At 71.0% G+C, this 24,319-nt stretch carries 24 protein-coding genes; 18 read left to right on the top strand and 6 right to left on the bottom strand.

The genetic code is table 11. The features are described from left to right. Positions 1-45: 45 nt before the first annotated feature. A complete protein-coding gene (locus tag ACNYS0_RS13315) occupies positions 46-729 on the top strand; it encodes an HU family DNA-binding protein (protein WP_422410151.1) in 684 nt (227 codons plus the stop codon). 119 nt (positions 730-848) lie between these two features. Here ACNYS0_RS13315 and ACNYS0_RS13310 read toward each other — a convergent pair whose 3' ends face one another. Further along, the gene (locus ACNYS0_RS13310; RefSeq protein ID WP_422410153.1) at positions 849-1,052 is read right to left on the bottom strand and encodes a hypothetical protein; all 204 of its coding nucleotides are present in this window, start codon (positions 1,050-1,052) and stop codon (positions 849-851) included. A gap of 49 nt (positions 1,053-1,101) precedes the next feature. Then, positions 1,102-1,737, bottom strand: coding sequence for a 2-phospho-L-lactate guanylyltransferase (gene cofC / locus ACNYS0_RS13305; protein WP_422473490.1), 636 nt, complete (start codon positions 1,735-1,737; stop codon positions 1,102-1,104). A 122-nt stretch (positions 1,738-1,859) separates the two neighbouring features. Here cofC and ACNYS0_RS13300 point away from each other — a divergent pair, with 122 nt between their 5' ends. The 3 genes from ACNYS0_RS13300 to ACNYS0_RS13290 all read left to right on the top strand — a co-directional run bounded on the left by ACNYS0_RS13300 (position 1,860) and on the right by ACNYS0_RS13290 (position 4,912). Beyond that, the gene (locus ACNYS0_RS13300; protein ID WP_422473488.1) at positions 1,860-2,672 is read left to right on the top strand and encodes a lysophospholipid acyltransferase family protein; all 813 of its coding nucleotides are present in this window, start codon (positions 1,860-1,862) and stop codon (positions 2,670-2,672) included. Continuing rightward, positions 2,669-3,679, top strand: a complete 1,011-nt coding sequence (locus ACNYS0_RS13295) for an NAD(P)H-dependent glycerol-3-phosphate dehydrogenase (RefSeq protein WP_422473486.1) — start codon at positions 2,669-2,671, stop codon at positions 3,677-3,679. The genes ACNYS0_RS13300 and ACNYS0_RS13295 overlap by 4 nt, the downstream gene beginning before the upstream one ends. A gap of 69 nt (positions 3,680-3,748) precedes the next feature. Further along, positions 3,749-4,912, top strand: coding sequence for a D-alanine--D-alanine ligase family protein (locus ACNYS0_RS13290; RefSeq protein ID WP_422410161.1), 1,164 nt, complete (start codon positions 3,749-3,751; stop codon positions 4,910-4,912). Positions 4,913-4,936: 24 nt separating this feature from the next. Here ACNYS0_RS13290 and ACNYS0_RS13285 read toward each other — a convergent pair whose 3' ends face one another. Next, positions 4,937-5,449 carry a DUF3515 domain-containing protein gene (locus ACNYS0_RS13285; RefSeq protein WP_422410163.1) on the bottom strand — a complete coding sequence of 171 codons (513 nt, stop codon included), beginning with the start codon at positions 5,447-5,449 and terminating at the stop codon, positions 4,937-4,939. A gap of 20 nt (positions 5,450-5,469) precedes the next feature. Next, on the bottom strand, positions 5,470-5,703 hold the full coding sequence (locus tag ACNYS0_RS13280) for an Lrp/AsnC family transcriptional regulator (protein ID WP_016642988.1): 234 nt from the start codon (positions 5,701-5,703) through the stop codon (positions 5,470-5,472). Positions 5,704-5,945: 242 nt separating this feature from the next. On the opposite strand from ACNYS0_RS13280, the gene ACNYS0_RS13275 reads away from it, so the two are divergent. After that, positions 5,946-6,920 carry a thiamine-phosphate kinase gene (locus tag ACNYS0_RS13275; RefSeq protein WP_385761263.1) on the top strand — a complete coding sequence of 325 codons (975 nt, stop codon included), beginning with the start codon at positions 5,946-5,948 and terminating at the stop codon, positions 6,918-6,920. A 126-nt stretch (positions 6,921-7,046) separates the two neighbouring features. Here the strand turns inward: ACNYS0_RS13275 and rpmB are convergent, their stop codons facing one another. Next, positions 7,047-7,232 carry a 50S ribosomal protein L28 gene (rpmB, locus tag ACNYS0_RS13270; RefSeq protein WP_016642993.1) on the bottom strand — a complete coding sequence of 62 codons (186 nt, stop codon included), beginning with the start codon at positions 7,230-7,232 and terminating at the stop codon, positions 7,047-7,049. Between the two features lie 255 nt (positions 7,233-7,487). Here rpmB and ACNYS0_RS13265 point away from each other — a divergent pair, with 255 nt between their 5' ends. From ACNYS0_RS13265 to mutM, 10 genes are all read left to right on the top strand, one after another. Beyond that, a complete protein-coding gene (locus tag ACNYS0_RS13265; protein ID WP_422473484.1) occupies positions 7,488-9,197 on the top strand; it encodes a DAK2 domain-containing protein in 1,710 nt (569 codons plus the stop codon). 75 nt (positions 9,198-9,272) lie between these two features. Then, complete coding sequence (locus ACNYS0_RS13260; RefSeq protein WP_422473482.1) at positions 9,273-10,565, top strand: glucarate dehydratase family protein; 1,293 nt, start codon at positions 9,273-9,275, stop codon at positions 10,563-10,565. A 59-nt stretch (positions 10,566-10,624) separates the two neighbouring features. Beyond that, positions 10,625-12,835: an ATP-dependent DNA helicase RecG gene (gene recG / locus ACNYS0_RS13255; RefSeq protein WP_422473481.1), complete on the top strand. Its 2,211-nt coding sequence runs from the start codon at positions 10,625-10,627 to the stop codon at positions 12,833-12,835. Between the two features lie 318 nt (positions 12,836-13,153). Then, complete coding sequence (gene rsmD, locus ACNYS0_RS13250; RefSeq protein ID WP_422473479.1) at positions 13,154-13,753, top strand: 16S rRNA (guanine(966)-N(2))-methyltransferase RsmD; 600 nt, start codon at positions 13,154-13,156, stop codon at positions 13,751-13,753. A 26-nt stretch (positions 13,754-13,779) separates the two neighbouring features. Further along, positions 13,780-14,259 (top strand): pantetheine-phosphate adenylyltransferase, encoded by a 480-nt coding sequence (coaD, locus tag ACNYS0_RS13245; RefSeq protein WP_385761251.1) that lies wholly within the window; start codon positions 13,780-13,782, stop codon positions 14,257-14,259. A gap of 91 nt (positions 14,260-14,350) precedes the next feature. Then, complete coding sequence (locus ACNYS0_RS13240; RefSeq protein WP_422473477.1) at positions 14,351-15,460, top strand: ATP synthase F0 subunit B; 1,110 nt, start codon at positions 14,351-14,353, stop codon at positions 15,458-15,460. A gap of 158 nt (positions 15,461-15,618) precedes the next feature. Continuing rightward, complete coding sequence (locus ACNYS0_RS13235; protein ID WP_266718907.1) at positions 15,619-16,263, top strand: YceD family protein; 645 nt, start codon at positions 15,619-15,621, stop codon at positions 16,261-16,263. Positions 16,264-16,265: 2 nt separating this feature from the next. Beyond that, positions 16,266-16,439, top strand: coding sequence for a 50S ribosomal protein L32 (rpmF, locus tag ACNYS0_RS13230; RefSeq protein ID WP_030361955.1), 174 nt, complete (start codon positions 16,266-16,268; stop codon positions 16,437-16,439). 7 nt (positions 16,440-16,446) lie between these two features. Next, entirely contained in the window at positions 16,447-17,241 is a 795-nt protein-coding gene (rnc, locus tag ACNYS0_RS13225) for a ribonuclease III (protein ID WP_422473475.1), read from the top strand. A gap of 258 nt (positions 17,242-17,499) precedes the next feature. Next, a complete protein-coding gene (gene mutM / locus ACNYS0_RS13220; RefSeq protein WP_422473473.1) occupies positions 17,500-18,363 on the top strand; it encodes a bifunctional DNA-formamidopyrimidine glycosylase/DNA-(apurinic or apyrimidinic site) lyase in 864 nt (287 codons plus the stop codon). Positions 18,364-18,367: 4 nt separating this feature from the next. On the opposite strand, the gene ACNYS0_RS13215 is transcribed toward mutM, so the two are convergent. Then, entirely contained in the window at positions 18,368-19,318 is a 951-nt protein-coding gene (locus ACNYS0_RS13215) for a CAP domain-containing protein (RefSeq protein ID WP_422473471.1), read from the bottom strand. 151 nt (positions 19,319-19,469) lie between these two features. Here ACNYS0_RS13215 and ACNYS0_RS13210 point away from each other — a divergent pair, with 151 nt between their 5' ends. The 3 genes from ACNYS0_RS13210 (at position 19,470) to smc (ending at position 24,224) form a co-directional block, all read left to right on the top strand. After that, positions 19,470-19,751: an acylphosphatase gene (locus ACNYS0_RS13210; protein WP_385761237.1), complete on the top strand. Its 282-nt coding sequence runs from the start codon at positions 19,470-19,472 to the stop codon at positions 19,749-19,751. Positions 19,752-20,133: 382 nt separating this feature from the next. Further along, entirely contained in the window at positions 20,134-20,337 is a 204-nt protein-coding gene (locus tag ACNYS0_RS13205; RefSeq protein ID WP_306318751.1) for a hypothetical protein, read from the top strand. Positions 20,338-20,561: 224 nt separating this feature from the next. Beyond that, positions 20,562-24,224 carry a chromosome segregation protein SMC gene (smc, locus tag ACNYS0_RS13200; protein ID WP_422473469.1) on the top strand — a complete coding sequence of 1,221 codons (3,663 nt, stop codon included), beginning with the start codon at positions 20,562-20,564 and terminating at the stop codon, positions 24,222-24,224. Positions 24,225-24,319 lie beyond the last annotated feature (95 nt).

Here is a 24,319-nt window from a genome sequence, read left to right as displayed (position 1 = left end):
GGTGCGAAAGAGATTCGTTCCGGCAATGTCTCCGAAGGGGAAGACGTGAACAAGGCGCAGCTCGTAGAAGCCATTGCCGACAAGGTCGGCGGCCGTCAGCAGGCCGCTGACGCCGTCGACGCAGTACTCGACGCCATCGTGCGTTCCGTGGTCAGCGGTGACCGCGTCTCGGTGACGGGCTTCGGCTCGTTCGAGAAGGTCGACCGCCCGGCCCGCTACGCCCGCAACCCGCAGACCGGCGAGCGGGTCCGCGTCAAGAAGACCTCGGTGCCGCGTTTCCGCGCGGGTCAGGGCTTCAAGGACCTCGTCGCGGGTTCGAAGAAGCTCCCGAAGAACGACGTCGCGGTCAAGAAGGCGCCCAAGGGCAGCCTGAGCGGCGGCGCTTCGGCGACGGTCAAGAAGGCGGCCGCCAAGAAGGCCACGGCCAAGAAGACCACCGCCAAGAAGACGACGGCGAAGAAGACCACCGCCGCCGCCAAGAAGGCCACGGCGAAGAAGACCACCGCCAAGAAGGCGGCTCCGGCCAAGAAGGCGGCCCCGGCCAAGAAGGCCACCACCGCCAAGAAGGCCACGGCGAAGAAGACCACCGCCAAGAAGGCCGCCCCGGCGAAGAAGGCGACCGCGAAGAAGACGGCGCCCGCCACGAAGGCCACCGCCAAGAAGGCGCCCGCCAAGAAGTCGACGGCGCGCAAGACCACCGCCAAGAAGGCCACCGCCCGCAAGAAGTAAGTCGCTTCTCGGGCGTACGCCACAAGGTTGCTCACGCGTCGGGCCGGGCTCCCTCCGGGGAGACCGGCCCGCGGTGTGTTCAGGGGCCCCGCGGGGCCCACAGGGGTTTTCGGAAGGGTTCAGAAGGTTTGCAGGGTCACCAGGGTGATCCGCCGCGCGTCGCCCTCGCCCTGGACCTCGATGCGCACCCGCTGGCCGGGACGCAGCAGCCGCAGGCCGCCCGCGTCGAAGGCGGCGGCGTCGAAGGAGACGGGCGTGCCGTCGTCCAGAAGGACGCTGCCGGCACGGGTTTCGGAGTCGTACGTGTAAGCGGTGGCCTGCATACGGGCAGCGTACTCAGTACGTGATCGTGCCCGTCGTTCCGTACGGGATTCAGTCCGGGATGAGGAGCCCCGCCGCGGCCCTCGCGGTGTGCGGGCCCACGCCCAGGGCGAGCGCCGCCCGCAGGTCCTCGCCGGTGTCGACGTCCTGGCGTACGGAGTGGACGTCTTCGAGGGGGAGTTCCGCGGCGCCGGACGCGGTGTGCCGGGCGCGCGAGGCCCCGCCGAATGCGGGCAGCAATTCCGTGCCGGGGGCCGCGGACAACAGCGTCGTGCCGATTCCGGCGGCATCGGGCAGAAATGCGCGGGGAAATGCGGCGGCCGCCGTGAGAACACGGGCCAATTCCGATGGGCGCAGAGCCGGCAGATCGGCGTTCAGGGCGGCGAGGGCCGCGGCCGGGCGCCCGGAACGCACGGCGGCCGCTCCGTGTGCCAGAGCTGCGTTGAGGCCCGCCTGCGGGCTGTCCGGGACCACGTGGGCGCCGAGGGCCGCCAGTTCGCGCCCCGCGCGGGAATCGTCCGTGACGACCACCACATCCCGCACCACCGCACAGGCCCCCGCTGCGGCGACGGTGTCCTGGGCGAACGCCAGGGCGAGACTTGGGCGCAGGGCGTCTCCCGCCGTCGGGGCCAGTCTGCTCTTGGCCCGCACCAGCGGTTTCAGCGGTATCACCAGGGTCCACTGCACGCGCCCATTGTGACCTGTGCATGAGGTGCGGCCGTCGGTGCGGGCGTACGGTGTTCTCGACAGACCGGTGGTCGGGGGCGACACTTGTGCGCCCGTAGACCCCCTTAGAGGAAGGTGTCCGAGTGTCCCGCCGCAGAATCGGCTTCTGGTACCGCTTCGCCGCGGTCCTCTGCAAACCACCGCTGGTGGTTCTGTTCAAGCGGGACTGGCGCGGAATGGAGAACATTCCGGCCGACGGAGGCTTTATCACCGCGGTCAACCACAATTCGCATCTGGACCCGTTCCTCTACGCCCACTTTCAGTACAACACGGGACGGGTCCCGCGTTTCCTCGCCAAGCACGGCCTCTTCAGGAAGGGGTTCGTGGGCGCCGCGATGCGGGGCACGGGGCAGATTCCCGTCTATCGCGAGTCCACGAACGCGCTGAGCGCCTTCCGTGCCGCGATCGACGCGGTGGAGCGCGGCGAGTGCGTGGCCTTCTATCCCGAAGGAACGCTTACCCGCGACCCTCAACTGTGGCCGATGACCGGCAAGACCGGTGTCGCGCGCGTGGCCCTTCAGACGAAATGCCCGGTGATTCCGGTCGGCCAGTGGGGTGCCACGGAAGCGCTCGCGCCGTACTCCAAGAAGCCGGACTTCTTCCCGCGCAAGACGCACCATGTGCTCGCCGGTGAACCCGTCGACCTCTCGGCGTACTACGACAGGGAGATCACGCCGGACCTCCTGAAGGAGGTGACCGAGGTCATCATGACCGCGATCACCGCCGAGGTGGAGGTGCTGCGCGGCGAGAAGGCCCCGCAGAAGCGTTACGACCCGCGTGAGGCGCGCATCGAGCAGCGCCGCAAGCTACAGGCGGGCAGCGGCAAGTCGCAGGCCGGGACCGGCAGTTCGGCAGCGAGCGGTACGAGCGGTACGAGCGAGGAGAGCAGCAAGTGACCCGACCCGTGAAGGCCGCCGTCTTCGGCACCGGCTCCTGGGGCACCGCCTTCGCGATGGTGCTCGCGGACGCGGGCTGCGACGTCACCCTCTGGGCCCGGCGCGCCGAGCTCGCCGAGGCCGTCAACTCCACGCGCACGAACCCGGATTACCTGCCCGGCGTGGAGCTCCCGGAGAACGTGCGGGCCACCTCCGACCCGGCACAGGCCGCCGCGGACGCCGATTTCACGGTGCTCGCCGTGCCCTCGCAGACGCTGCGCCAGAACCTGGGGGAGTGGGCGCCGCTGCTCGCTCCCGACACGGTCCTCGTCTCGCTCATGAAGGGCGTCGAGCTCGGCTCGGCGATGCGCATGAGCGAGGTCATCGAGGACGTCACGAAGGTCGGCGAGGACCGCATCGCGATCGTCACGGGCCCCAACCTCGCGCGCGAGATCGCCGCCCGGCAGCCCGCCGCGGCGGTCGTCGCCTGCCGCGACGAGTCCGTGGCCCAGCGGCTCCAAGTCGCCTGCCACACCCCGTACTTCAGGCCGTACACCAACACCGACGTGGTCGGCTGCGAGCTCGGCGGCGCGGTCAAGAACGTGATCGGGCTCGCCGTCGGCATCGCGGACGGCATGGGGCTCGGCGACAACACGAAGGGCTCGCTCATCACGCGCGGGCTCGCGGAGACGACACGGCTCGGGCTCGCCATGGGCGCGGAACCGCTGACGTTCTCCGGTCTCGCGGGCCTCGGCGACCTGGTGGCCACCTGCTCCTCGCCGCTGTCGCGCAACCACACGTTCGGCACGAACCTCGGCAAGGGCATGACCCTTCAGGAGACGATCGCGGTCACCAAGCAGACCGCGGAGGGCGTCAAGTCCTGCGAGTCGGTGCTCGATCTGGCGCGCCGTCACGGCGTCGACATGCCCATCACGGAGACCGTCGTCGCGATCGTCCACGAGGGCAAGTCCCCGGTCGTCGCGGTGAAGGAGCTCATGTCGCGCTCCGCCAAGCCGGAACGACGCTGAGCGACGGCGGCACGGCGAGGCTCTGCGGGCGCTGACTCTCGTACTACCAGCAGGTACGCTCAACGCGATATGAGCAGCGAGAACCTCCCCCAGAGCCCTGCGTCCACCGCAGGTGGGCCCAAGCCGCGCGTGGCCGTCGTCTTCGGTGGCCGCAGCTCCGAGCACGGCGTATCCGTGGTCACGGCGGGCGCCGTGCTGCGCGCCATCGACCGCTCCAAGTACGACGTGCTGCCGGTCGGCATCACGCGTGAGGGCCGTTGGGCGCTGACGGCGGACGATCCCGAGCGGATGTCCATCACCGACCGCCGGGTGCCGGACGTCGCCGATCTCGCCGAGTCGCCCGAGGGCGGCGTGGTCCTCCCGGTCGACCCGGGCTCCCGCGAAGTCGTCTACAACGAGCCGGGATCCGTCCCCAAGGCCCTCGGCGAGGTCGACGTCGTCTTCCCCGTGCTGCACGGCCCGTACGGCGAGGACGGCACCATCCAGGGTCTCCTGGACCTCTCCGGAACCCCGTACGTCGGCTGCGGTGTGCTCTCCTCGGCCGTCGGCCAGGACAAGGAGTACATGAAGCGCATCTTCACGTCCTTCGGACTGAAGGTGGGTCCCTACCTGGTGATCCGGCCCCGCGAGTGGGAGCAGGATCAGGACGGCGCCCGGCGCCGCGTCGCCGACTTCGTCGGGGACCACGGCTGGCCGCTGTTCATCAAGCCCGCGCGCGCGGGCTCGTCGATCGGCATCACGAAGGTCGACTCCTTCGAGGGCCTCGACGAGGCGATCGAGACCGCCCGTGAGCACGACCCGAAGGTGATCGTCGAGGCGGGCATCGTCGGGCGCGAGATCGAGTGCGGGGTCCTGGAGTTCGAGGACGGGCCGCGCGCCTCCGTCCCGGCCGAGATCCCGCCGGCCGACTCCCACGCGTTCTACGACTTCGAGGCGAAGTACATCGACTCCGCGGCCGGCATCGTGCCCGCGCCGCTGAGCGAGGAGCAGACCGCCGAGGTCCGCAGGCTCGCCGTCGACGCCTTCGAGGCCATGTCCTGCGAGGGGCTCGTGCGGGCGGACTTCTTCCTCGACGAGGAAGGGGAGTTCGTCATCAACGAGATCAACACCCTGCCGGGCTTCACGCCGATCTCCATGTACCCGCGGATGTGGCAGGAGACCGGGGTCGGCTACCCGGAGCTGGTGGACCGGCTCATCCAGGCGGCACTGCGACGGTCGACCGGACTGCGGTAGACCGCGGTTTCCATGACAGGCGTTCTAGTCGGCGATCCCCTTGGGGATCGCCTTCTTGATGGGGCCCGCCAGGTCGACCAGGGAGCCCGCCCCGTTCTTGGTCACCTCGTCCTTGGGGATCGTCACCTCTACGTAGGCGAGGCGGCCGCCCGTCGTCATGCGCTGCGCGCCGTCGTCGAGTTCGTCCGCGACCCAGCCGACGCCGTCGATGGTCGCCGTGTTGCTGCTCGTCTTCAACGCCGCGTCGGGCCACGGCACGCCGCAGCGCAGTATGATCGCGGGGCTTCCCCACGCCGCGGTGAGCTCCGAGCCCGGTTCGGGATCATTGCGCTCGAGTCCGTCGACCTTCTCCGGCAGGACCTTGTCCAGGTTCCGGCACAGCTTGGCGGCCTTCGCGTCCGGAGTGGGAACCGCCGCCTTAGGCGCCTCGTCCGTCGAAGCGCAGCCCGCGGTGGCGATCAGCAAGGAGAGCGAGGGCACCGCGATGGACAGGCGGCTCAGCCGGCCGTGCCGGATCCGGTGACGATATGACTTCACCGGCACAGCGTAGACGGGGACTACAGGTGGACGACCGGGCAGGTCAGAGTGCGCGTGATGCCGTCCACCTGCTGGACCTTGGCGACCACCATGCGGCCGAGTTCGTCGACCGTGTCGGCCTGGGCGCGCACGATCACGTCGTAGGGGCCGGTGACGTCCTCGGCCTGGATCACTCCTGGAATCTTCCCGATCAGCTCGGCGACGGTCGACGCCTTGCCTACTTCGGTCTGGATCAGGATGTACGCCTGTACCACGGAACCTCCAGGGCGGCCACGAGGATCATCACGCGGATCATGTGGGGAGAAGGGACGCCACGTTATCGCGTCACCGCTCGTCGCGGGGAGACCCGGTGGCGGCTGTGGCGCCGGGCGGACGTGGAAGGCAGGCCCGTGACAAGAACCGTACCCATGACAGAGACGGCCCGCGACCGCAAGCGGGCCGGGGCAGACGGCCCTGGCGGTCGGCAGCGAACCGGGGCAGAAAGGGCAGCACGCGCATGAAGGGCACCGTCGGCGAGTTGGGGGAGTTCGGCCTCATCCGAGAGCTGACCTCTCGGCTCACCACCACCCCGGCCGTACGCATCGGTCCCGGCGACGACGCCGCCGTGATCGCCGCGCCGGACCGCAGGGTCGTCGCCAGCACGGACGTCCTGCTGGAGAACCGGCACTTCAGGCGCGACTGGTCCACCGCGTACGACGTCGGGCGCAAGGCCGCAGCGCAGAACCTCGCCGACATCGCGGCCATGGGCGCCGTGCCCACCGCGCTGCTCCTCGGCCTCGTGGTGCCCGCCGAGCTGCCCGCGTCCTGGCCGTCGGAGCTGATGGACGGGCTGCGCGACGAGTGCCAGGTGGCCGGCGCCGCCGTCGTCGGCGGCGATGTCGTGCGCGGCGACACGATCACCGTGGCGATCACCGCGCTCGGCGACATGCAGGGCCACGAACCGGTGACCCGGGCCGGCGCACAGCCCGGCGACGTCGTGGCCGTGACCGGCTGGCTCGGCTGGTCCGCCGCCGGCTACGCGGTGCTCTCCCGCGGCTTCCGCTCGCCCCGCGCCTTCGTGGAGGCGCACCGCCGCCCCGAACCGCCGTACCACGCGGGTCCCGCGGCGGCCGGGCTCGGCGCCACCGCCATGTGTGACGTGAGCGACGGGCTCATCGCCGACCTCGGCCACATCGCCGAGTCGAGCAAGGTCCGCATCGACATCAAGTCGGGGCAGGTGGACGTGCCCTCGCAGATGAGCGACATCGGCCAGGCCGTCGGCGTCGACCCGCTCCAGTGGGTGCTGTCCGGGGGCGAGGACCACGCGATCGTGGCCACCTTCCCGCCGTCCGTGAAGCTGCCCGCCCGCTGGAAGGTGATCGGCGAGGTCCTCGGCCCCTCCGCGCTGTCCCAGGTGACCGTGGACGGGGCGCCCTGGACGAACCAGGGCGGCTGGGACCACTTCGGGGACGGGTACGAGATCGAGTCGTGAGGCGCGGGTGCGGGCGGGGGCCCGCGCCGGGTCTGCTCCGGCGGGCGTGAACAAAGAAATGAGCCGGTCCCCGAGGGGACCGGCTCATTTCAAGCAACCAGCTAGGTGGCCGCGCTAAGCGTTACGTCAGCGCGAGACCTTGCCGGCCTTGATGCACGAGGTGCAGGCGTTGAGGCGCTTCGGCGTCCCACTGACCACTGCACGCACACGCTGGATGTTGGGGTTCCAGCGACGGGGCGTACGGCGGTGCGAGTGCGAGATGTTGTTGCCGAAGCCCGGCCCCTTGCCGCAGACGTCGCAGTTGGCAGCCACGGGTCACTCCAAAGACTTCAGATGCACTTACGGTTGATCCCGGCATGCCGGGATCAGGATCGGAGGATCTGAGTGGCGGTGCCAGGGGATGGCCCGACGGATATCGGGCAACCCGAGCAGCATACAACGGCTGCGTCGGTAGAACGAAACTACCATGGCTGATGAGAGGCCCCGCCCGGGCTCCGGACCAGGTCGGGAGCGGCTTTCGGGCCGGGCCCTCTTTCCGGACGCTCACCTTCCGCGGTCTACTCTGCGGTGCCAGTCCAGCTGCTCGAGGAGGCGCAGGTGCCGCAGGTGCTCGACGTGATCGCGGTGCGCGCCTGGTGCTCACTCGCCCTGGAGGCGCTCGGCCGCGACCGGGCCGAGATAGACGCGATCAACGTGTATCCGGTGGCCGACGGGGACACCGGCACCAACCTCTATCTGACCCTCGAGTCCGCGCACCAGGCGGTCGAAGCGGTCTTCGCCGGCCTTGAGGCGGGCCCCGAGCCGACCGCTCCCGCGCTCCCCGAAGTGATGCGCGCCATGGCGCACGGCGCCCTCATAGGCGCCCGCGGCAATTCCGGGACGATCCTCGCGCAGCTGCTCCGGGGCATGGCCCAGGTCCTCGCCGGGGGCGGATCCGGTGAGGGAGATCACGTCACGGGCGCCGACGCGGACGCCCTGCGGCTCGCGCTGGGCCGGGCCGCCGAGGCCGCGCGCGAGGCGGTCGCCCACCCCGTGGAGGGCACCGTCCTGACCGTGGCGACGGCGGCCGCGGCGGCCGCCTCTGCGGTCGACGGGGACTGCCGGGACGTCGTCCGGGCCGCGTACGAAGGCGCGTGTGTGGCGCTCGACGCGACGCCGGGGCAGCTCGCGGCCCTGGGCAGCGCCGGGGTCGTGGACGCGGGTGGGCGGGGGCTCGTGGCCGTCCTGGGGGCGCTGAGCGAGGCGGTCTCGGGGGAGGCGGCGCCGGTGCGCCGCCGGGGAGCGGGCACCCACGCGCGCGTGGACGCCGTTCCCGATGGCGTGCTGCTCGAATGCCCCGAGGACGAGGGTGCGGCGGGCCCCGCCTTCGAGGTCATCTACCTGCTGGAAGCGGACGACAAGGCGGTGGCCCGGCTGCGGACCCGGCTCGACGCCCTCGGGGACTCGCTCGTCGTCGTCGGCGGGGACGGCCTGTGGAACGTCCACGTGCACGTGGACGACGCGGGTGCGGCCGTGGAGGCGGGCGTCGAGGCCGGGCGCCCGTACCGCATCCGCATCACCCACTTCGGACTCGGTGACGTGCACGCGACGCACGCCTCGGCGCCGCCCGAGCGCGCACAGCGTGCCGTGGTGGCGGTCGTGCCGGGCGACGGGCTCGCGGGGCTCTACCGGGAGGCGGGCGCCACGACCGTGCCCGACCGGCCGGGGGAGCCGCCCGCCAGCGGGGAACTGGTCGACGCGATACGGCGGGCCCACGCGCGCGAGGTGGTGCTGCTGCCGAACGACGCCGAGCTGCGGCACACCGCCGCCGCGGCGGCCGAGCAGGCCCGCTCCGAGGGTCTGCGGATCGCGCTCATCCCGACCCGCTCGGCGGTCCAGGGCATCGCCGCGCTCGCCGTCCACGAGCCCGACCGGCGCTTCGACGAGGACGTCGTGGCGATGACCTCGGCCGCGGGGGCGACCCGGTACGGCGAACTGGCCGTCGCCGAGCGGCAGTCGTGGACCATGGCGGGCATCTGCCAGGCGGGCGACGTCCTCGGCCTCATCGACGGGGACGTGGCGGTGATCGGCGGCGAGGTTCCCGCGACGGCCCGCACGGTCCTCGACCGGATGCTGGCGGCGGGCGGCGAGCTCGTCACGCTCGTCCTCGGCGAGGAGGTCTCCGACGAGGTCGCGGCCGGGCTCGAACAGTACGTGCGGGAGTCCTACCTGGCGGTGGACACGGTGGTGTACCGCGGCGGGCGGCAGTCGGCGCTGATGCTGATCGGCGTCGAGTAGAAGAGCCGCTGAACCAGCCACTGGGTCACGTACAGAAGTCTTGTCTACATACGTGGACCGTGGCACGATCCCGCCATGCCGGACACCGCCCCAGTCGCCGAGAAGCACCGGATCACCGGGGTGCGCGTGACGCCGGTGGCCTTCCGTGACCTTCCGCTGCTCAACTCCGTAGGCGTGCACGAGCCGTTCGCGCTGCGCTCGGTCGTCGAGGTGACGACCGACAGCGGTCTGTGCGGGCTCGGCGAGTCCTACGGGGACCTGCCGCACCTGCACCGCCTGGAACGGGCGGGCCGACACCTCATCGGCACCGATGTCTTCGACCTCAACGGCCTCTGGCGCGCCGTCAACGAGTCGCTCGCCTCCGACAGCGGCGTGGGCGGGCACGGGATGAGCGGAATGGTGACCGACAGCTCGCTCGCCGACCGGGTCGTCCCGCCCTTCGAGGTCGCCGCGCTCGACCTTCAGGGCAAGGTCGTCGGCCGGCCGGTGAGCGACCTGCTGGGCGGCGCCGTGCGCGACCGCGTCGCCTACAGCGCGTACCTCTTCTACAAGTGGGCGGGCCACCCCGGACAGGATGACGACGAGTGGGGCGCCGCACTCGACCCGGACGGACTGGTGCGCCAGGCGCGGCGCATCATCGACGCGTACGGGTTCGGCGCGATCAAGCTGAAGGGCGGCGTCCTCCCGCCCGAGGAGGAGATCGAGGCCGTCCGGGCGCTGCGCGCCGCCTTCCCCGGGCTGCCGCTCCGCCTCGACCCCAACGGCGCCTGGAGCGTGGCCAGTTCGGTCAAGGTGGGGCAGGAGCTCGACGGTGTCGTCGAGTACCTGGAGGACCCGACACCCGGGATCGGGGGCATGGCCCGCGTCGCCCGCGAGGTGTCGATGCCGCTCGCCACCAACATGTGCGTGGTCGCCTTCGAGCACCTGCCGCCCGCCGTGCGCCAGGACGCCGTCCAGGTGGTGCTCTCCGACCACCACTTCTGGGGCGGGCTCCGCAGGTCCCAGCGGCTCGGCGCGATCTGCGAGACGTTCGGCATGGGGCTTTCCATGCACTCCAACTCGCATCTGGGCATCAGCCTCGCGGCCATGACCCACCTCGCCTCCGCCACCCCGAACCTCGACTACGCCTGCGACACGCACTGGCCGTGGAAGGACCCGGCCGAGGACGTGGTCGTGCCGGGCGCGCTCACGTTCGCGGACGGTGCCGTCGCGGTGCCCACGGCCCCCGGCCTCGGCGTCGAGCTCGACCGCGACGCGCTCGCCCGGCTGCACGAGCAGTACCTCGCCTGCGGTATCCGCGAGCGCGACGACACCTCCTACATGCGCCGCTTCCGGCCGGAGTTCGACCCGGCGGTGCCGCGCTGGTGAGACCCGTCGACCCCGGTGTTCGCGGGGGAGGGCGGTGATTGTCAGTGGCGTGGTGTGCAATGGATCTCGTGCCCGCGCTCGAAGAACCACTGAAGAAGGTGCTCGGCCCCGCCACCGCGAAGGTGATGGCCGAGCATCTAGGCCTGCACACGGTCGGTGACCTGCTCCACCACTACCCGCGCAGATACGCGGAGCGGGGCGAGCTCACCCGCCTCGCGGACCTGCCGCTCGACGAGCACGTGACGGTCGTCGCGCAGGTCGCGACCGCCCGCATCCTGAAGTTCAACGGCGGCAGGGGCCAGCGCCTCGAAGTCACCATCACCGACGGCAGCGGCCAGCTCCAGCTCGTCTTCTTCGGCCGCGGCATCCACAAGCCGCACAAGGACCTGCTGCCCGGCACGCGCGCGATGTTCGCGGGCAAGGCATCGGTCTTCAACCGGAAGATGCAACTGGCGCACCCCGCCTACCAGTTGCTCAACGCCGAGTCCTCCGACGAGGCGGCCGAAGCCGTCGGCTCGTGGGCCGGCGCCCTGCTGCCGATCTACCCGGCCACGGCCAAGCTGGAGTCCTGGAAGATCGCCAAGGCCGTGGACCTGGTGCTGCCCAGCGCGCGCGAGGCCGAGGACCCGCTGCCCGAGTCGCTGCGCGAGGGGCGCGGACTGGTCCCGCTGCCCGAGGCCCTGCTGAAGATCCACCGGCCGCAGACGAAGGACGACATCGCCGCCGCCCGGGACCGCCTCAAGTGGGACGAGGCGTTCGTCCTCCAAGTGGCCCTCGCCCGCCGCCGGTTCGCGGAGACGCAACTGACGGCCGTCGCGCGCGTACCGCAGGAGAACGGGCTGCTGACCGCCTTCGACGCGAAGCTTCCCTTCACACTCACCGAAGGCCAGCAGAAGGTCTCCAAGGAGATCTTCGACGACTTGGCCACGGAGCACCCGATGCACCGGCTGCTCCAGGGTGAGGTGGGTTCCGGTAAGACGATGGTGGCGCTGCGCGCCATGCTCGCCGTCGTCGACGCGGGCGGTCAGGCCGCGATGCTCGCGCCCACCGAGGTCCTCGCCCAGCAGCACCACCGCTCCATCACCGAGATGATGGGCGAGCTGGCGGAGGGCGGGATGCTGGGCGGCGCCGAGCACGCCACCAAGGTCGTCCTGCTCACCGGCTCCATGGGCACGGCCGCCCGCCGCCAGGCCCTGCTCGACCTGGCCACGGCCGAGGCGGGCATCGTCATCGGCACGCACGCGCTGATCGAGGACAAGGTGCTCTTCGACGACCTGGGCCTGGTCGTCGTGGACGAGCAGCACCGCTTCGGCGTGGAACAGCGCGACGCGCTGCGCTCGAAGGGCAAGCAGCCGCCGCACCTCCTGGTCATGACGGCGACGCCGATTCCGCGCACGGTCGCCATGACGGTCTTCGGCGACCTGGAGACGTCCGTCCTGGACCAGCTCCCGGCCGGCCGCTCGCCGATCGCCAGCCATGTCGTACCCGCCGCCGACAAGCCGCACTTCCTGGCGCGCGCGTGGGAGCGCGTACGGGAGGAGGTCGGCAAGGGGCACCAGGCGTACGTGGTCTGTCCCCGGATCGGCGACGACGAGGACGAGAAGCCCAAGAAGGGCGCCGCCAAGAAGCAGTCCGCCGAGGACGAGGCGGAGAAGCGGCCGCCGCTCGCCGTGCTCGACGTCGCGGAGGACCTGGCAGGCGGCGCGCTCAAGGGCCTCAAGGTCGAGGTCCTGCACGGCCGCATGCAGCCCGACGACAAGGACGCCGTGATGCGCCGCTTCGCCGCGGGGGAGACGGACGTCCTGGTGGCGACGACGGTCATCGAGGTCGGTGTGAACGTGCCGAACGCGACGGCGATGGTGATCATGGACGCCGACCGGTTCGGCGTCTCGCAGCTCCACCAGCTGCGCGGCCGGGTCGGCCGGGGCTCGGCGGCGGGCCTGTGCCTGCTGGTCACCGAGATGCCGGAGGCCGCCCCCGCGCGCGCCCGCCTCGGGGCCGTCGCCTCCACGCTCGACGGGTTCGAGCTCTCCCGGATCGACCTGGAGCAGCGCCGCGAGGGCGACGTCCTGGGCCAGGCGCAGTCCGGCGTGCGCTCGTCCCTGCGGATGCTCGCCGTGATCGAGGACGAGGAGATCATCGCCGAGGCACGCGAGGAGGCGACCAGAGTGGTCACGGCCGACCCCGAACTCGACCACCTGCCGGCCCTGCGCATCGCGCTGGACGCGCTCCTGGACGAGGAACGCGAACAGTACCTGGACAAGGGCTGACCCGCGCCGCCTCAAGCGCCGGCGGGGCTTGATCCCTCAAGCCCCGCCGGCGATTGAGGCGCGGGGTCCGGGGCAGAGCCCCGGGAGCGCAACGCCGGACGGGGCGAAAGATTGGGGCTCTGCCCCATACCCCGCTGCTCAATCGCCGCAGGGGCTTGATGGATCCAGCCTCGCCGGCGCTTGAGGCGCGGGGGCCGGGGCGGCGCCCCGTGGCGCAGGACCGGCCGGCCCCCACTGCCCGGCAGGCGAGGTGTGTCGGCGTCCTGACAGACTGGAGCCGCACCACAAGCCCGCGGAAGACAAGGACGTACCTGCGCGATGACCCGCGTGATCGCCGGAACCGCCGGCGGACGCCGCCTCGCGGTGCCGCCGGGCAACGGCACCCGGCCCACCTCCGACCGGGCGCGCGAGGGCCTCTTCTCCACCTGGCAGGCGCTCCTCGGCGGCAGCCTCGACGGCACCCGCGTCGCCGACCTGTACGCGGGCTCCGGCGCCGTCGCCCTGGAGGCGCTCTCCCGCGGCGCCGCGCACGCGCTGCTCGTCGAGGCCGACGCCCGCGCCGCCCGCACCATCCGCGAGAACATCCGCTCGATCGGCCTGCCCGGAGCCGAGGCGCGTACCGGAAAAGCGGAGCAAATCGTCGCAGGCCCGCCCCCAACCACCCCCTATGACCTGGTATTTCTCGACCCCCCGTACGCCGTCTCCGACGACGATCTTCGCGAGATACTGCTCACACTCCGCACCGGGGGCTGGCTCGCGGACGAAGCGCTCGTCACCGTGGAACGCAGCACCAGAGGCGGCGAATTCCGGTGGCCGGACGGCTTCGAGGGCCTGAGGTCCCGTCGCTACGGCGAGGGCACGTTTTGGTACGGTCGCGCCGCCTTGAACACCACCCTCACGTGCGACGACGCACGATGACCGGACCGGAGAGCGAGGGACTTCCCGTGCGCCGCGCAGTCTGTCCGGGGTCGTTCGACCCCATCACCAACGGCCACCTCGACATCATTGCCCGAGCCTCCAAGCTCTACGACGTCGTGCACGTCGCGGTGATGATCAACCAGTCCAAGAAGGGACTGTTCGAGGTCGAGGAGCGGATCGAACTGATCCGCGAGGTCACGGCCGAGTTCGGCAACGTGGAGGTGGAGGCCTTCCACGGCCTCCTCGTCGACTTCTGCAAGCAGCGCGACATCCCGGCCATCGTGAAGGGCCTGCGCGCCGTCAGCGACTTCGACTACGAGTTGCAGATGGCCCAGATGAACAACGGCCTGTCCGGTGTGGAGACCCTCTTCGTCCCCACCAACCCGACGTACAGCTTCCTGTCGTCCTCCCTGGTCAAGGAGGTCGCGGCCTGGGGCGGCGACGTCTCGCACCTGGTTCCGGAGCAGGTCAACCAGGCTTTGGCGGAGCGCCTTCCCAAGAAGTGACGCGCACGTCCACGTTGGGCTTACAGTCGTCTCGTCCGTCTCCAACACCCCAGCCATACCGGCGTCTAGACGAGAGAGTGGCGAGCACACGGTGGACGTGCAGAAGAAGCTCGACGAGATCGTCAGCACGGTCGGCGGCGCGCGCTCGATGCCCATGTCGGCCTCGTGCGTGGTCAACCGCGCCGACCTGCTGGCGATGCTCGAAGAGGTGCGCCAGGCGCTGCCCGGTTCCCTCGCCCAGGCCCAGGAGCTCATCGGCGGCCGCGAGCAGATGGTCGAGCAGGCCCACGCCGAGGCCGAGCGGATCATCGAGGGCGCCCGCGCCGAGCGCGGCTCCCTGATCGCCGACACGGAGATCGCCCGCCGCGCCCAGGCCGAGGCGGACCGGATCCTCGCCGAGGCCCGCCAGGAGGCCGAGGAGGTCCGCGCGGAGGCCGACGACTACGTCGACTCCAAGCTGGCCAACTTCGAGGTCGTCCTCAACAAGACGCTCGGCTCGGTCGGCCGTGGCCGCGAGAAGCTGCTCGGCACCGGCCCCGGCGTCGACGAGGCGGGCTACGAGGACGAGGACGCCCCCGAGCGCAGCCACGACCCGGAGACGCTGCGGCGCGACGCCGACGCGTACGTGGACACCAAGCTCGGCGCCTTCGAGGCGGTGCTCGCCAAGACCCTGGACGCCGTCGGCAAGGGCCGGCAGAAGCTGCACGGCCGCATCGCGAGCGACGACCTCGGCACGCTGGCCGTGGACGGCGAGGGGCAGTCGCACACCAGCGACGCCGACTACCTCGCGGGCCTCGCCGAGATCGGCGGCGGCCAGACCCCGCAGCCGGCCGCGGCGCAGCCCCCGCAGATGCCGCAGCAGCCGCAGGTCCCCCAGATCCCGGCGCAGGCCCCCGAGCCCGCGCCCGCGTACGCGCAGCAGGGCCAGGACCCGTACGGCGGCGGTTACCAGCAGCAGCCCTATGCCCAGCAGGACGCGTACGGCACCTATCAGCAGGACCCGTACGCGGCGTACCAGCAGGACCCGTACGCGTATCAGCAGCAGCACCAGCAGCAGGACCCGTACGCGTACCAGCAGCACCAGCAGGACCCCCAGCAGCAACAGCCGCAGGCCCAGGACGGCGCGCTCGACGAGACGAGTCTCTTCGACACGAGCATGATCAGCCTGGAGCAGATGCGGCAGTACGAGCAGGGGTGCTGAGCCGGTCCCGTACCGGCCCCCGGGGGCAGATTGGGCCGTGAGCGAAAGGTCCAGTACCCTGGTTCTTCGGTCGCGCGTAGCACGTGCGTTCCGAGCTGCCCGGAAATTCGGGGCGGCAATCCCCACATGAGCTTCGAAGAACGAAAGCAGGACCAGCCCTGAACACCCACCTCGACCACCGCAACCCGTTCGTGTTCGATACGCACGAGCTGGGTCGGCGTCCTGGTGCCATGCAGCGGCTGTCCCGCACGATCGACGCTCCCAAGGAGTTCGGCCTCCTGGGAGTCATCGAGGTGCCGGAAGGCGCCCCGGTGGAGCTCGACCTCCGCCTGGAGTCGGTCATGGAAGGGGTGCTTGTCACAGGCACCGCCCGTGCATCGGCCAAGGGGGAGTGCGTAAGGTGTCTGGAGCCGCTCGTCCAAGAGGTCGATGCGGACTTCCAGGAGATGTTCTCGTACCCTGACGCCGACGACCGGGGCCGTGTGAAAGCGGAGCCGGCCGACGACGCCGAGGAAGACGAGGACAGGCTCTTTCTCGAGGACGGCCTGTTCGACCTCGAGCCGGTGCTGCGTGATGCGGTGGTGCTCGCACTGCCGATGCAGCCGGTGTGCCAGGAAGACTGTGAGGGTCTGTGCTCCGAGTGCGGAGTGCGGCTCTCGGACGAGCCGGGCCACCACCACGACGCCGTCGACATCCGTTGGGCGGCTTTGCAGGGACTCGCTGAATCCATCCAGGACGGCGAGAAGGACGAGATGAGCGGCGCCGAAGCGCAAGCGGGCGTCGACGAGAAGCAGGAGAAGTAGCCGTGGCTGTTCCGAAGCGGAAGATGTCGCGCAGCAACACGCGCCACCGCCGGTCGCAGTGGAAGGCTGCGGTCCCCACCCTGGTTTCGTGTGAGCGTTGCCAGGAGCCCAAGCTGCAGCACATCGCGTGCCCGGCTTGCGGCACCTACAACAAGCGCCAGGTCCTCGAGGTCTGAGCGGCTGGTGAGAGGCACAGTGTCGAGCCCCAAGAAGGCGGATGACGCCAAGAAAAAGGTGGACACCACAGCCTCGTCCCATACGCTTCTGGAAGGGCGGCTCGGGTACAAGCTCGAGTCCGCCCTTCTGGTGCGTGCGCTGACGCACCGTTCGTACGCGTACGAGAACGGCGGCCTGCCGACGAACGAGCGCCTGGAGTTCCTGGGCGACTCGGTCCTCGGCCTCGTGGTCACCGACACTCTCTACCGGACCCACCCCGACCTGCCGGAAGGCCAACTGGCCAAGCTGCGGGCCGCGGTGGTCAATTCGCGTGCACTTGCGGAGGTCAGCCGCGGGCTCGACCTGGGCTCCTTCATCCGGCTCGGCCGGGGCGAAGAGGGCACGGGCGGCCGGGACAAGGCGTCGATTCTCGCCGACACCCTTGAAGCGGTGATCGGTGCGGTGTACCTGGACCAGGGTCTGGACGCGGCGGGCGAACTCGTCCACCGGCTGTTCGACCCGCTCATCGAGAAGTCCTCGAATCTCGGTGCCGGCCTGGACTGGAAGACCAGTCTCCAGGAGCTGACGGCGACGGAGGGACTCGGCGTGCCCGAGTACCTGGTCTCCGAGACCGGCCCGGATCACGAGAAGACCTTCACTGCTGCCGCCCGCGTCGGAGGCGTCTCGTACGGCACCGGCACCGGCCGCAGCAAGAAGGAAGCGGAGCAGCAGGCCGCTGAGTCCGCGTGGCGTGCGATTCGCGCTGCCGCGGATGAGCGGGCGGAGGCTGCGGAGGCCGTTGATACGGCTCCCGGAGCGTAACCGCTCCGCTTCCTGAGCCCGTCCCACCGGTCACCCCGGAGGGGCGGGCTTCGCATTTCCCCGACGCCACGGGGCTCCGCCCCGGACCCCGCGCCTCAATCGCCGGCGGGGCTGGAAAGATCGGGGCTCCGCCCCTGGCCCCGCGCCTCAATCGCCGGCGGGGCTGGAAAGATCGGGGCTCCGCTCCGGACCCGTTGCTCAATCGCCGCAGGGGCTTAGGATGCCCCCAGTCCACCCACCCCCGCCCGGAGGATCCCTGTGCCAGAGCTGCCCGAAGTGGAAGTCGTGCGGCGTGGGCTCGCGCGGTGGGTGGCGCGGCGGACCGTCGCGGAGGCCGAGGTCCTGCATCCGCGCTCCGTGCGCCGGCACATCGCGGGCGGCGAGGACTTCGCGTCCCGGCTCAAGGGGCAGACGATCGGCGAACCGAGCCGCCGCGGCAAGTACCTGTGGCTGCCGCTGGAGGGCACGCACACCTCCGTCCTCGCCCACCTCGGCATGAGCGGCCAGCTCCTGGTGCAGCCGCACGACGCCCCCGACGAGAAGCACCTGCGCATCCGCGTCCGCTTCGACGACGACCTCGCCACCGAGCTGCGCTTCGTCGATCAGCGCACCTTCGGCGGGCTCTCGCTGCACGACACGGACGACGACGGCCTGCCCGACGTCATCGCGCACATCGCCCGGGACCCCCTCGACCCGCTCTTCGACGACGCCGCGTTCCACACCGCGCTGCGCGCGAAGCGCAGCACCATCAAGCGGGCCCTGCTCGACCAGTCCCTCATCAGCGGCGTCGGCAACATCTACGCGGACGAGGCACTGTGGCGCGCGAAGCTGCACTACGAGCGCCCCACGGCGACGTTCACCCGCCCCCGCACGGCCGAACTCCTGGGCCACGTAAGGGACGTGATGAACGCCGCGCTGAGCGTCGGCGGGACGAGCTTCGACTCCCTGTACGTGAATGTGAACGGGGAGTCGGGATACTTCGACCGGTCGCTGGACGCGTACGGGCGTGAAGGGCTGCCGTGCCGTCGGTGCACGACCCCCATGCGTCGGCGCCCGTGGATGAATCGGTCCAGCTACTACTGCCCGCGCTGCCAGCGTCCGCCGCGGACCACCGTCGCGTAGCGGCTCAGTAGCCGAAGTCCTGCGTCCACCACGGCCCGCCCGAGCCGAAGTGCACGCCGACGCCCAAGGTCTTGAAGTCGCAGTTCAGGATGTTCGCCTTGTGGCCGGGGCTGTTCATCCAGGAGTCCATGACCGACTGGGCGTTGGCCTGGCCGCGGGCGATGTTCTCGCCGCCGAGGTCCGTGATGCCCGCCTTCTTGGCGCGGTCCCAGGGCGTCGCCCCGTCCGGGTCCGTGTGGTCGAAGAAGTCCCGCGCGGCCATGTCGTCGCTGAACGCCGTGGCGAGCGAGGCGAGGCCGCCGTCCGCCGTCACCGGGGAGCAACCCACCTTGGAACGCTCCTGGTTGACGAGCGTGAGCACCTGGGCCGACGCCGCCTTCTCCGACGTCGTCGCCGAGCCGCCGCCCGCACCGGAGGGTGCCTTCGTCCGCGCGGGCGACGACGGTGCGGGGGCCGCCGGGCTCGCGCTCCTCGTCCTCGTACCGCTGCCGCCACCGCTGCCTTCGTCGGAGGTGCGGGACGGCTGCGTGCGCTTCGACGGTTCGGAGGACCGGGGCGCGGCGCTCGAAGCGGACCGGGACGGTGTCGCGGAAGGGGTGGAGCGCTCCCTGTCGCGGCTCGCCGCGGACGGCGCCCGGTCGTCGACCGTGCCCGTCGTGCCGCCCTGCGCCGTGACATCGGGGGAGTCGGCGGCCTGCACCTTGCTGCCGTCGCCGCCGAACGTGAAGCCGCCGCCCCCGGGGATCAGTCCCGTGGTCACCGCGACCGCGCCCATCGCGACCGCGGCCGAGGCGCCGAGCAGACCGGTGCGCAGCGGGACGCCGTCGCGCTTCTTGCGGTGGTGGGAGGCGCCGGCCGGTGCGGGAGGCGAGGGGGGCGGCGGGTACTCCGCGTAGCCCTGCGCGAAGTCGCTCGCGTGCGGGCGGCCGGCGGCGGAGCGTCGGTGGCGTCCCATGTCCTGGCCTTCCTGGTTCTCTGGTCCTCGCGGTCGTCACTGTGGTGCGTGCTTCTCACCCGTACGAGTGAGGTTCGATGGTCGGGGACGCTACCCCAACTCCCCAGTGGGCGAAGTGCTCCGAGTGCTTTTGGCCGGTTAGCGTGCACCCATGAACGAAGAAGTACGACTCACCGCCTGGGTGCGGGGACGCGTCCAACGTGTGGGTTTTCGGTGGTTCACCCGTGCACGTGCGCTGGAGATCGGCGGACTGAGTGGTTTTGCTCTCAATCTGGACGACGGGCGTGTCCAGGTGGTCGCGGAAGGACCGCGCGGCGGATGTCAGCAACTGCTCGACTGGCTCCATGGCGACGACACACCCGGCAGGGTCGACGGAGTGACTGAGATCTGGGACACGCCCCGCGGCGGCTACGACGGGTTCGCCATCCGCTGAGCCGTCACCGCAGGCGGGCGCGGGTGGGGTGGTGCGGGACGTGCCGAAGGCACCTGCGTGCGGCAGAAACGCCCTGGTGGTTGCCAAGAACGGGGACCTCGTGGCAAGCTCCGCGGGAACGGATGATCTCCACGCCCCCGGGCCCCGAGCGCGAGGCCGTACCGCAGGTTCTGCGGCGCGAAGCCCCCGGTTTGCCCGCCAATACGGGGCGTGATCGTGTTGACCGTCAAACTTTTTGGTGAGACTCTGGAAGTCCCCGCGCACCTTAGCTGTTTGGCATGTGGGAACGGCAGTAATACAAGAAGTGCCAAGCACCGCGGGTGCGATTCCCTCACGACCCACACCGCATCGGTCGGTCACGCATTGTGGAGGACCATCCATCATGGCAAAGGCGCTTCTCGGTTACGTCGGCGGCAGCGACCCGCGACTTCTCGCCGAGATGCGACGGCTCCAGCAGCGCGTCCAGGACCTCGAATCCGAGCTCGGCCGCATCCAGGCCGAGAATGACGCGCTCGCGGCTGCCGCTTCTCACGACTCTCTCATCGAGGGTATCGACGTACCCCAGGCGGAGCCTGCGCTCACCTGACCACCATCAGCGACGTAGGTGGTCGGGCAGCCGTCCGTAACCAGCCGCACAACAGAGTTGCCCAAGGGACGCTTCGGCGTCCCTTTTTTCTTTCCGGCCGTGCCTTCAGGCGCCCCCGCGCACCGTTTCCCTGACGTTCTTTACGTCAGATGTGCCCTGCATGTTCACGGGTGAAACCGTGGGTTCATGGAGTGAGACAGGGGCGCCCGGTAGAGTCCGACGGCGTGCACCTCAAGGCCCTGACCCTGCGCGGGTTCAAATCGTTCGCCTCGGCCACCACACTGCGGTTCGAGCCGGGCATCACCTGCGTCGTGGGTCCCAACGGTTCCGGCAAGTCCAATGTCGTGGACGCGCTCAGTTGGGTCATGGGCGAGCAGGGCGCCAAATCGCTGCGCGGCGGCAAGATGGAGGACGTCATCTTCGCCGGCACGACCGGGCGGCCACCGCTCGGCCGCGCCGAGGTCTCGCTCACCATCGACAACTCCGACGGCGCGCTGCCCATCGAGTACGCCGAGGTCACCATCACGCGGATCATGTTCCGCAACGGCGGCAGCGAGTACCAGCTCAACGGCGACACCTGTCGTCTGCTCGACATCCAGGAGCTGTTGTCGGACTCCGGCATCGGCCGCGAGATGCACGTCATCGTCGGCCAGGGCCAGCTGGACGGTGTGCTGCACGCCGACCCCATGGGCCGACGCGCCTTCATCGAGGAGGCCGCGGGCGTCCTCAAGCACCGCAAGCGCAAGGAGAAGGCGCTGCGGAAGCTGGACGCGATGCAGGCCAACCTCTCCCGCGTACAGGACCTCACCGAAGAGTTGAGGCGGCAGCTGAAGCCGCTGGGCAGACAGGCCGCCGTCGCGCGGCGCGCCGCCGTCATCCAGGCGGACCTGCGCGACGCGCGGCTGCGGCTGGTGGCTGACGATCTCGTACGCCTCAGGGGAGCGCTCAGCGCCGAGGTCGCCGACGAGGCGGAGCTGAAGCGGCGCAAGGCGAACGCCGAGGACGAGCTGAAGAAGGCGCTGCTGCGCGAGGGGCACCTGGAGGACGCGGTCCGGCAGTTGACGCCCCGGCTCCAGCGGGCTCAGCAGTCCTGGTACGAGCTGTCGCAGCTGGCCGAGCGGGTGCGCGGAACGGTGTCGCTGGCCGACGCCCGGGTCAAGAGCGCCACATCGGCTCCCGCGGAGGAGCGCCGCGGGCGCGACCCCGAGGACCTGGAGCGCGAGGCCGCGCGGGTGCGCGAGCAGGAGGCCGAGCTCGAAGCGGCGCTCGAGGCGGCGCAGATCGCGCTGGACGAGACGGTCGCGCACCGGTCCGACCTCGAGCGGGAACTGGCGGTCGAGGAGCGTCGCCTCAAGGACGTCGCGCGGGCCATCGCCGACCGGCGCGAGGGCCTCGCCCGCCTTCAGGGGCAGGTCAACGCCGCGCGTTCGCGGGCCGCTTCCGCGCAGTCCGAGATCGATCGCCTCGCCGCGTCCCGCGACGAGGCGCAGCAGCGGGCGTCCGCCGCGCAGGAGGAGTACGAGCAGCTGCGGGCCGAGGTCGACGGGCTCGACGCCGGTGACGAGGAGCTGTCCGCGCGGCACGAGGAGGCCAAGGCGGCGCTCGCCGAGGCGGAGGCCGCGCTGAGCGCGGCGCGGGAGGCCGCCACGTCCGGGGAGCGCAAGCGCGCGGCGCTCGCGGCCCGGCACGAGGCGCTCGCGCTCGGACTGCGGCGCAAGGACGGCACGGGCGCGCTGCTCGGCGCGAAGGAACGTCTTACCGGGCTGCTCGGCCCCGCCGCCGAGTTGCTGTCGGTCGAGCCGGGGTACGAGGTGCCGATCGCGGCGGCCTTCGGCGCGGCGGCCGACGCCATCGCGGTGACCACGCCCACGGCGGCCGCCGAAGCGATCCGCCTGCTGCGCAAACAGGACGGTGGACGGGCGTCCCTGCTGCTGACGTCGGACCCGGCCCCCGCCGATCAAGCCCCGCCGGCGATTGAGGCGCGGAGTCTGGGGCAGAGCCCCGGCGGTGCCGCGAACCCTGCGGTTCAGGGCGAACCCCGACCCACCCGGAACCCCCCACCCGCAGCGGAGCTGATCCGCGGCCCCGCCGAGTTGATGCCCGCTGTCCGCCGCCTGCTGCGCGACATCGTCGTCGTAGGAACGCTGGAGGACGCCGAGGACCTGGTCTACGCGCGACCCGAGCTGACCGCGGTCACCGCCGAAGGCGACCTGCTCGGCGCGCACTTCGCGCACGGCGGGTCGGCCGGGGCGCCCAGCCTCCTGGAGGTGCAGGCGTCCGTCGACGAGGCCGCCGCCGAGCTGGAGGAGCTGGCGGCCCGGTGCGAACAGTGGGCCGAGGCGCAGCACGCCGCGGCCGAGCGGCGCGGCGAATGCGCGGCGCTCGTCGAGGAGTTGGGGCAGCAGCAGCGGGTCATGGAGCGCGAGCGCTCCGGTCGCGCCCAACAGCTCGGCCGACTCGCGGGACAGGCGCGCGGCGCCGCCGGCGAGGCGGAACGCAGCGCCGCCGCCGCGGCCAAGGCGCAGGACGCGCTGGAGAAGGCGGTGCAGGACGCCGAGGAGCTGGCCGAGCGGCTCGCGGTGGCCGAGGAGATGCCCGCCGACGAGGAACCCGACACCTCCGTGCGCGACCGCCTGTCCGCCGACGGGGCCAACGCGCGGCAGACGGAGATGGAGGCGCGCCTCCAGGTACGTACGCACGAGGAGCGGGTCAAGGGGCTCGCGGGGCGGGCCGACTCGCTCGACCGGGCGGCCCGCGCCGAGCGGGACGCACGCGCGCGTGCCGAGCGGCAGCGCGCCCGCCGCCAGTACGAGGCCGCCGTCGCCGAGGCCGTCGCCTCCGGCACCCGGCAGCTGCTCGCGCACGTCGAGGTGTCCATCACCCGGGCCGACGAGGAGCGGACCCTCGCCGAGCGGGCGAAGGCAGCGCGGGAGCAGGAGCTGGGCGCCGAGCGGGCCCGCGGCCGCGCGCTCAAGGAAGAACTCGACAAACTGACGGATTCGGTCCACAAGGGCGAGGTACTCGGCGCCGAGAAGCGGCTGCGGATCGAGCAGCTGGAGACCAAGGCGCTGGAGGAACTCGGTGTCGAACCGGCCGGACTCGTCGCGGACTACGGTCCCGACCAGCTCGTGCCGCCCTCGCTCCCCGCCGAGGGCGAGGAGTTGCCCGAGGACCCGGAGCACCCGCGCAACAAGCCGCGTCCCTTCGTCCGTTCGGAGCAGGAGAAGCGGCTGAAGTCCGCGGAGCGCGCGTACCAGCAGCTCGGCAAGGTCAACCCGCTGGCTCTCGAGGAGTTCGCGGCCCTTGAGGAGCGCCACAAGTTCCTCAGCGAGCAGTTGGAGGACCTGCGCAAGACCCGCGCCGACCTGCTTCAAGTGGTGAAGGAGGTCGACGAGCGTGTGGAGCAGGTCTTCACCGAGGCCTACCGGGACACGGCGCGCGAGTTCGAGGGCGTCTTCAGCCGGCTGTTCCCGGGCGGCGAGGGACGCCTCGTGCTGACCGACCCGGAGAACATGCTCACGACGGGTGTCGATGTCGAGGCCCGCCCGCCGGGCAAGAAGGTGAAGCGGCTCAGCCTGCTCTCGGGCGGCGAGCGGTCCCTGACCGCGGTGGCCCTCCTCGTCGCCATCTTCAAGGCGCGGCCCAGCCCGTTCTATGTGATGGACGAGGTGGAGGCGGCTCTGGACGACACCAATCTTCAGCGCCTGATCCGCATCATGCGGGAGCTCCAGGAGGCCTCGCAGCTCATCGTGATCACGCACCAGAAGCGCACGATGGAGGTCGCCGACGCGCTGTACGGCGTCTCCATGCAGGGCGACGGGGTGTCGAAGGTCATCAGCCAGCGGCTGAGCCAGGGCCAGGGAAGCCGGGGAAGCCAGGGCTCCTGACATTCCCTGACGGGTCGTCTCTTATCAGCGTTCAAGTCTTGAACACATCACGACACGCCCATGCTCAAAAATCACAGCACCCGAAGTATTGACTT

The sequence above is a fragment of the Streptomyces anthophorae genome, assembly GCF_049310305.1.
Lineage (GTDB): Bacteria > Actinomycetota > Actinomycetes > Streptomycetales > Streptomycetaceae > Streptomyces.
The sequence above is the reverse complement of the archived record's forward strand: the minus strand, read 5'-3'. Positions and strand labels throughout refer to the sequence as shown.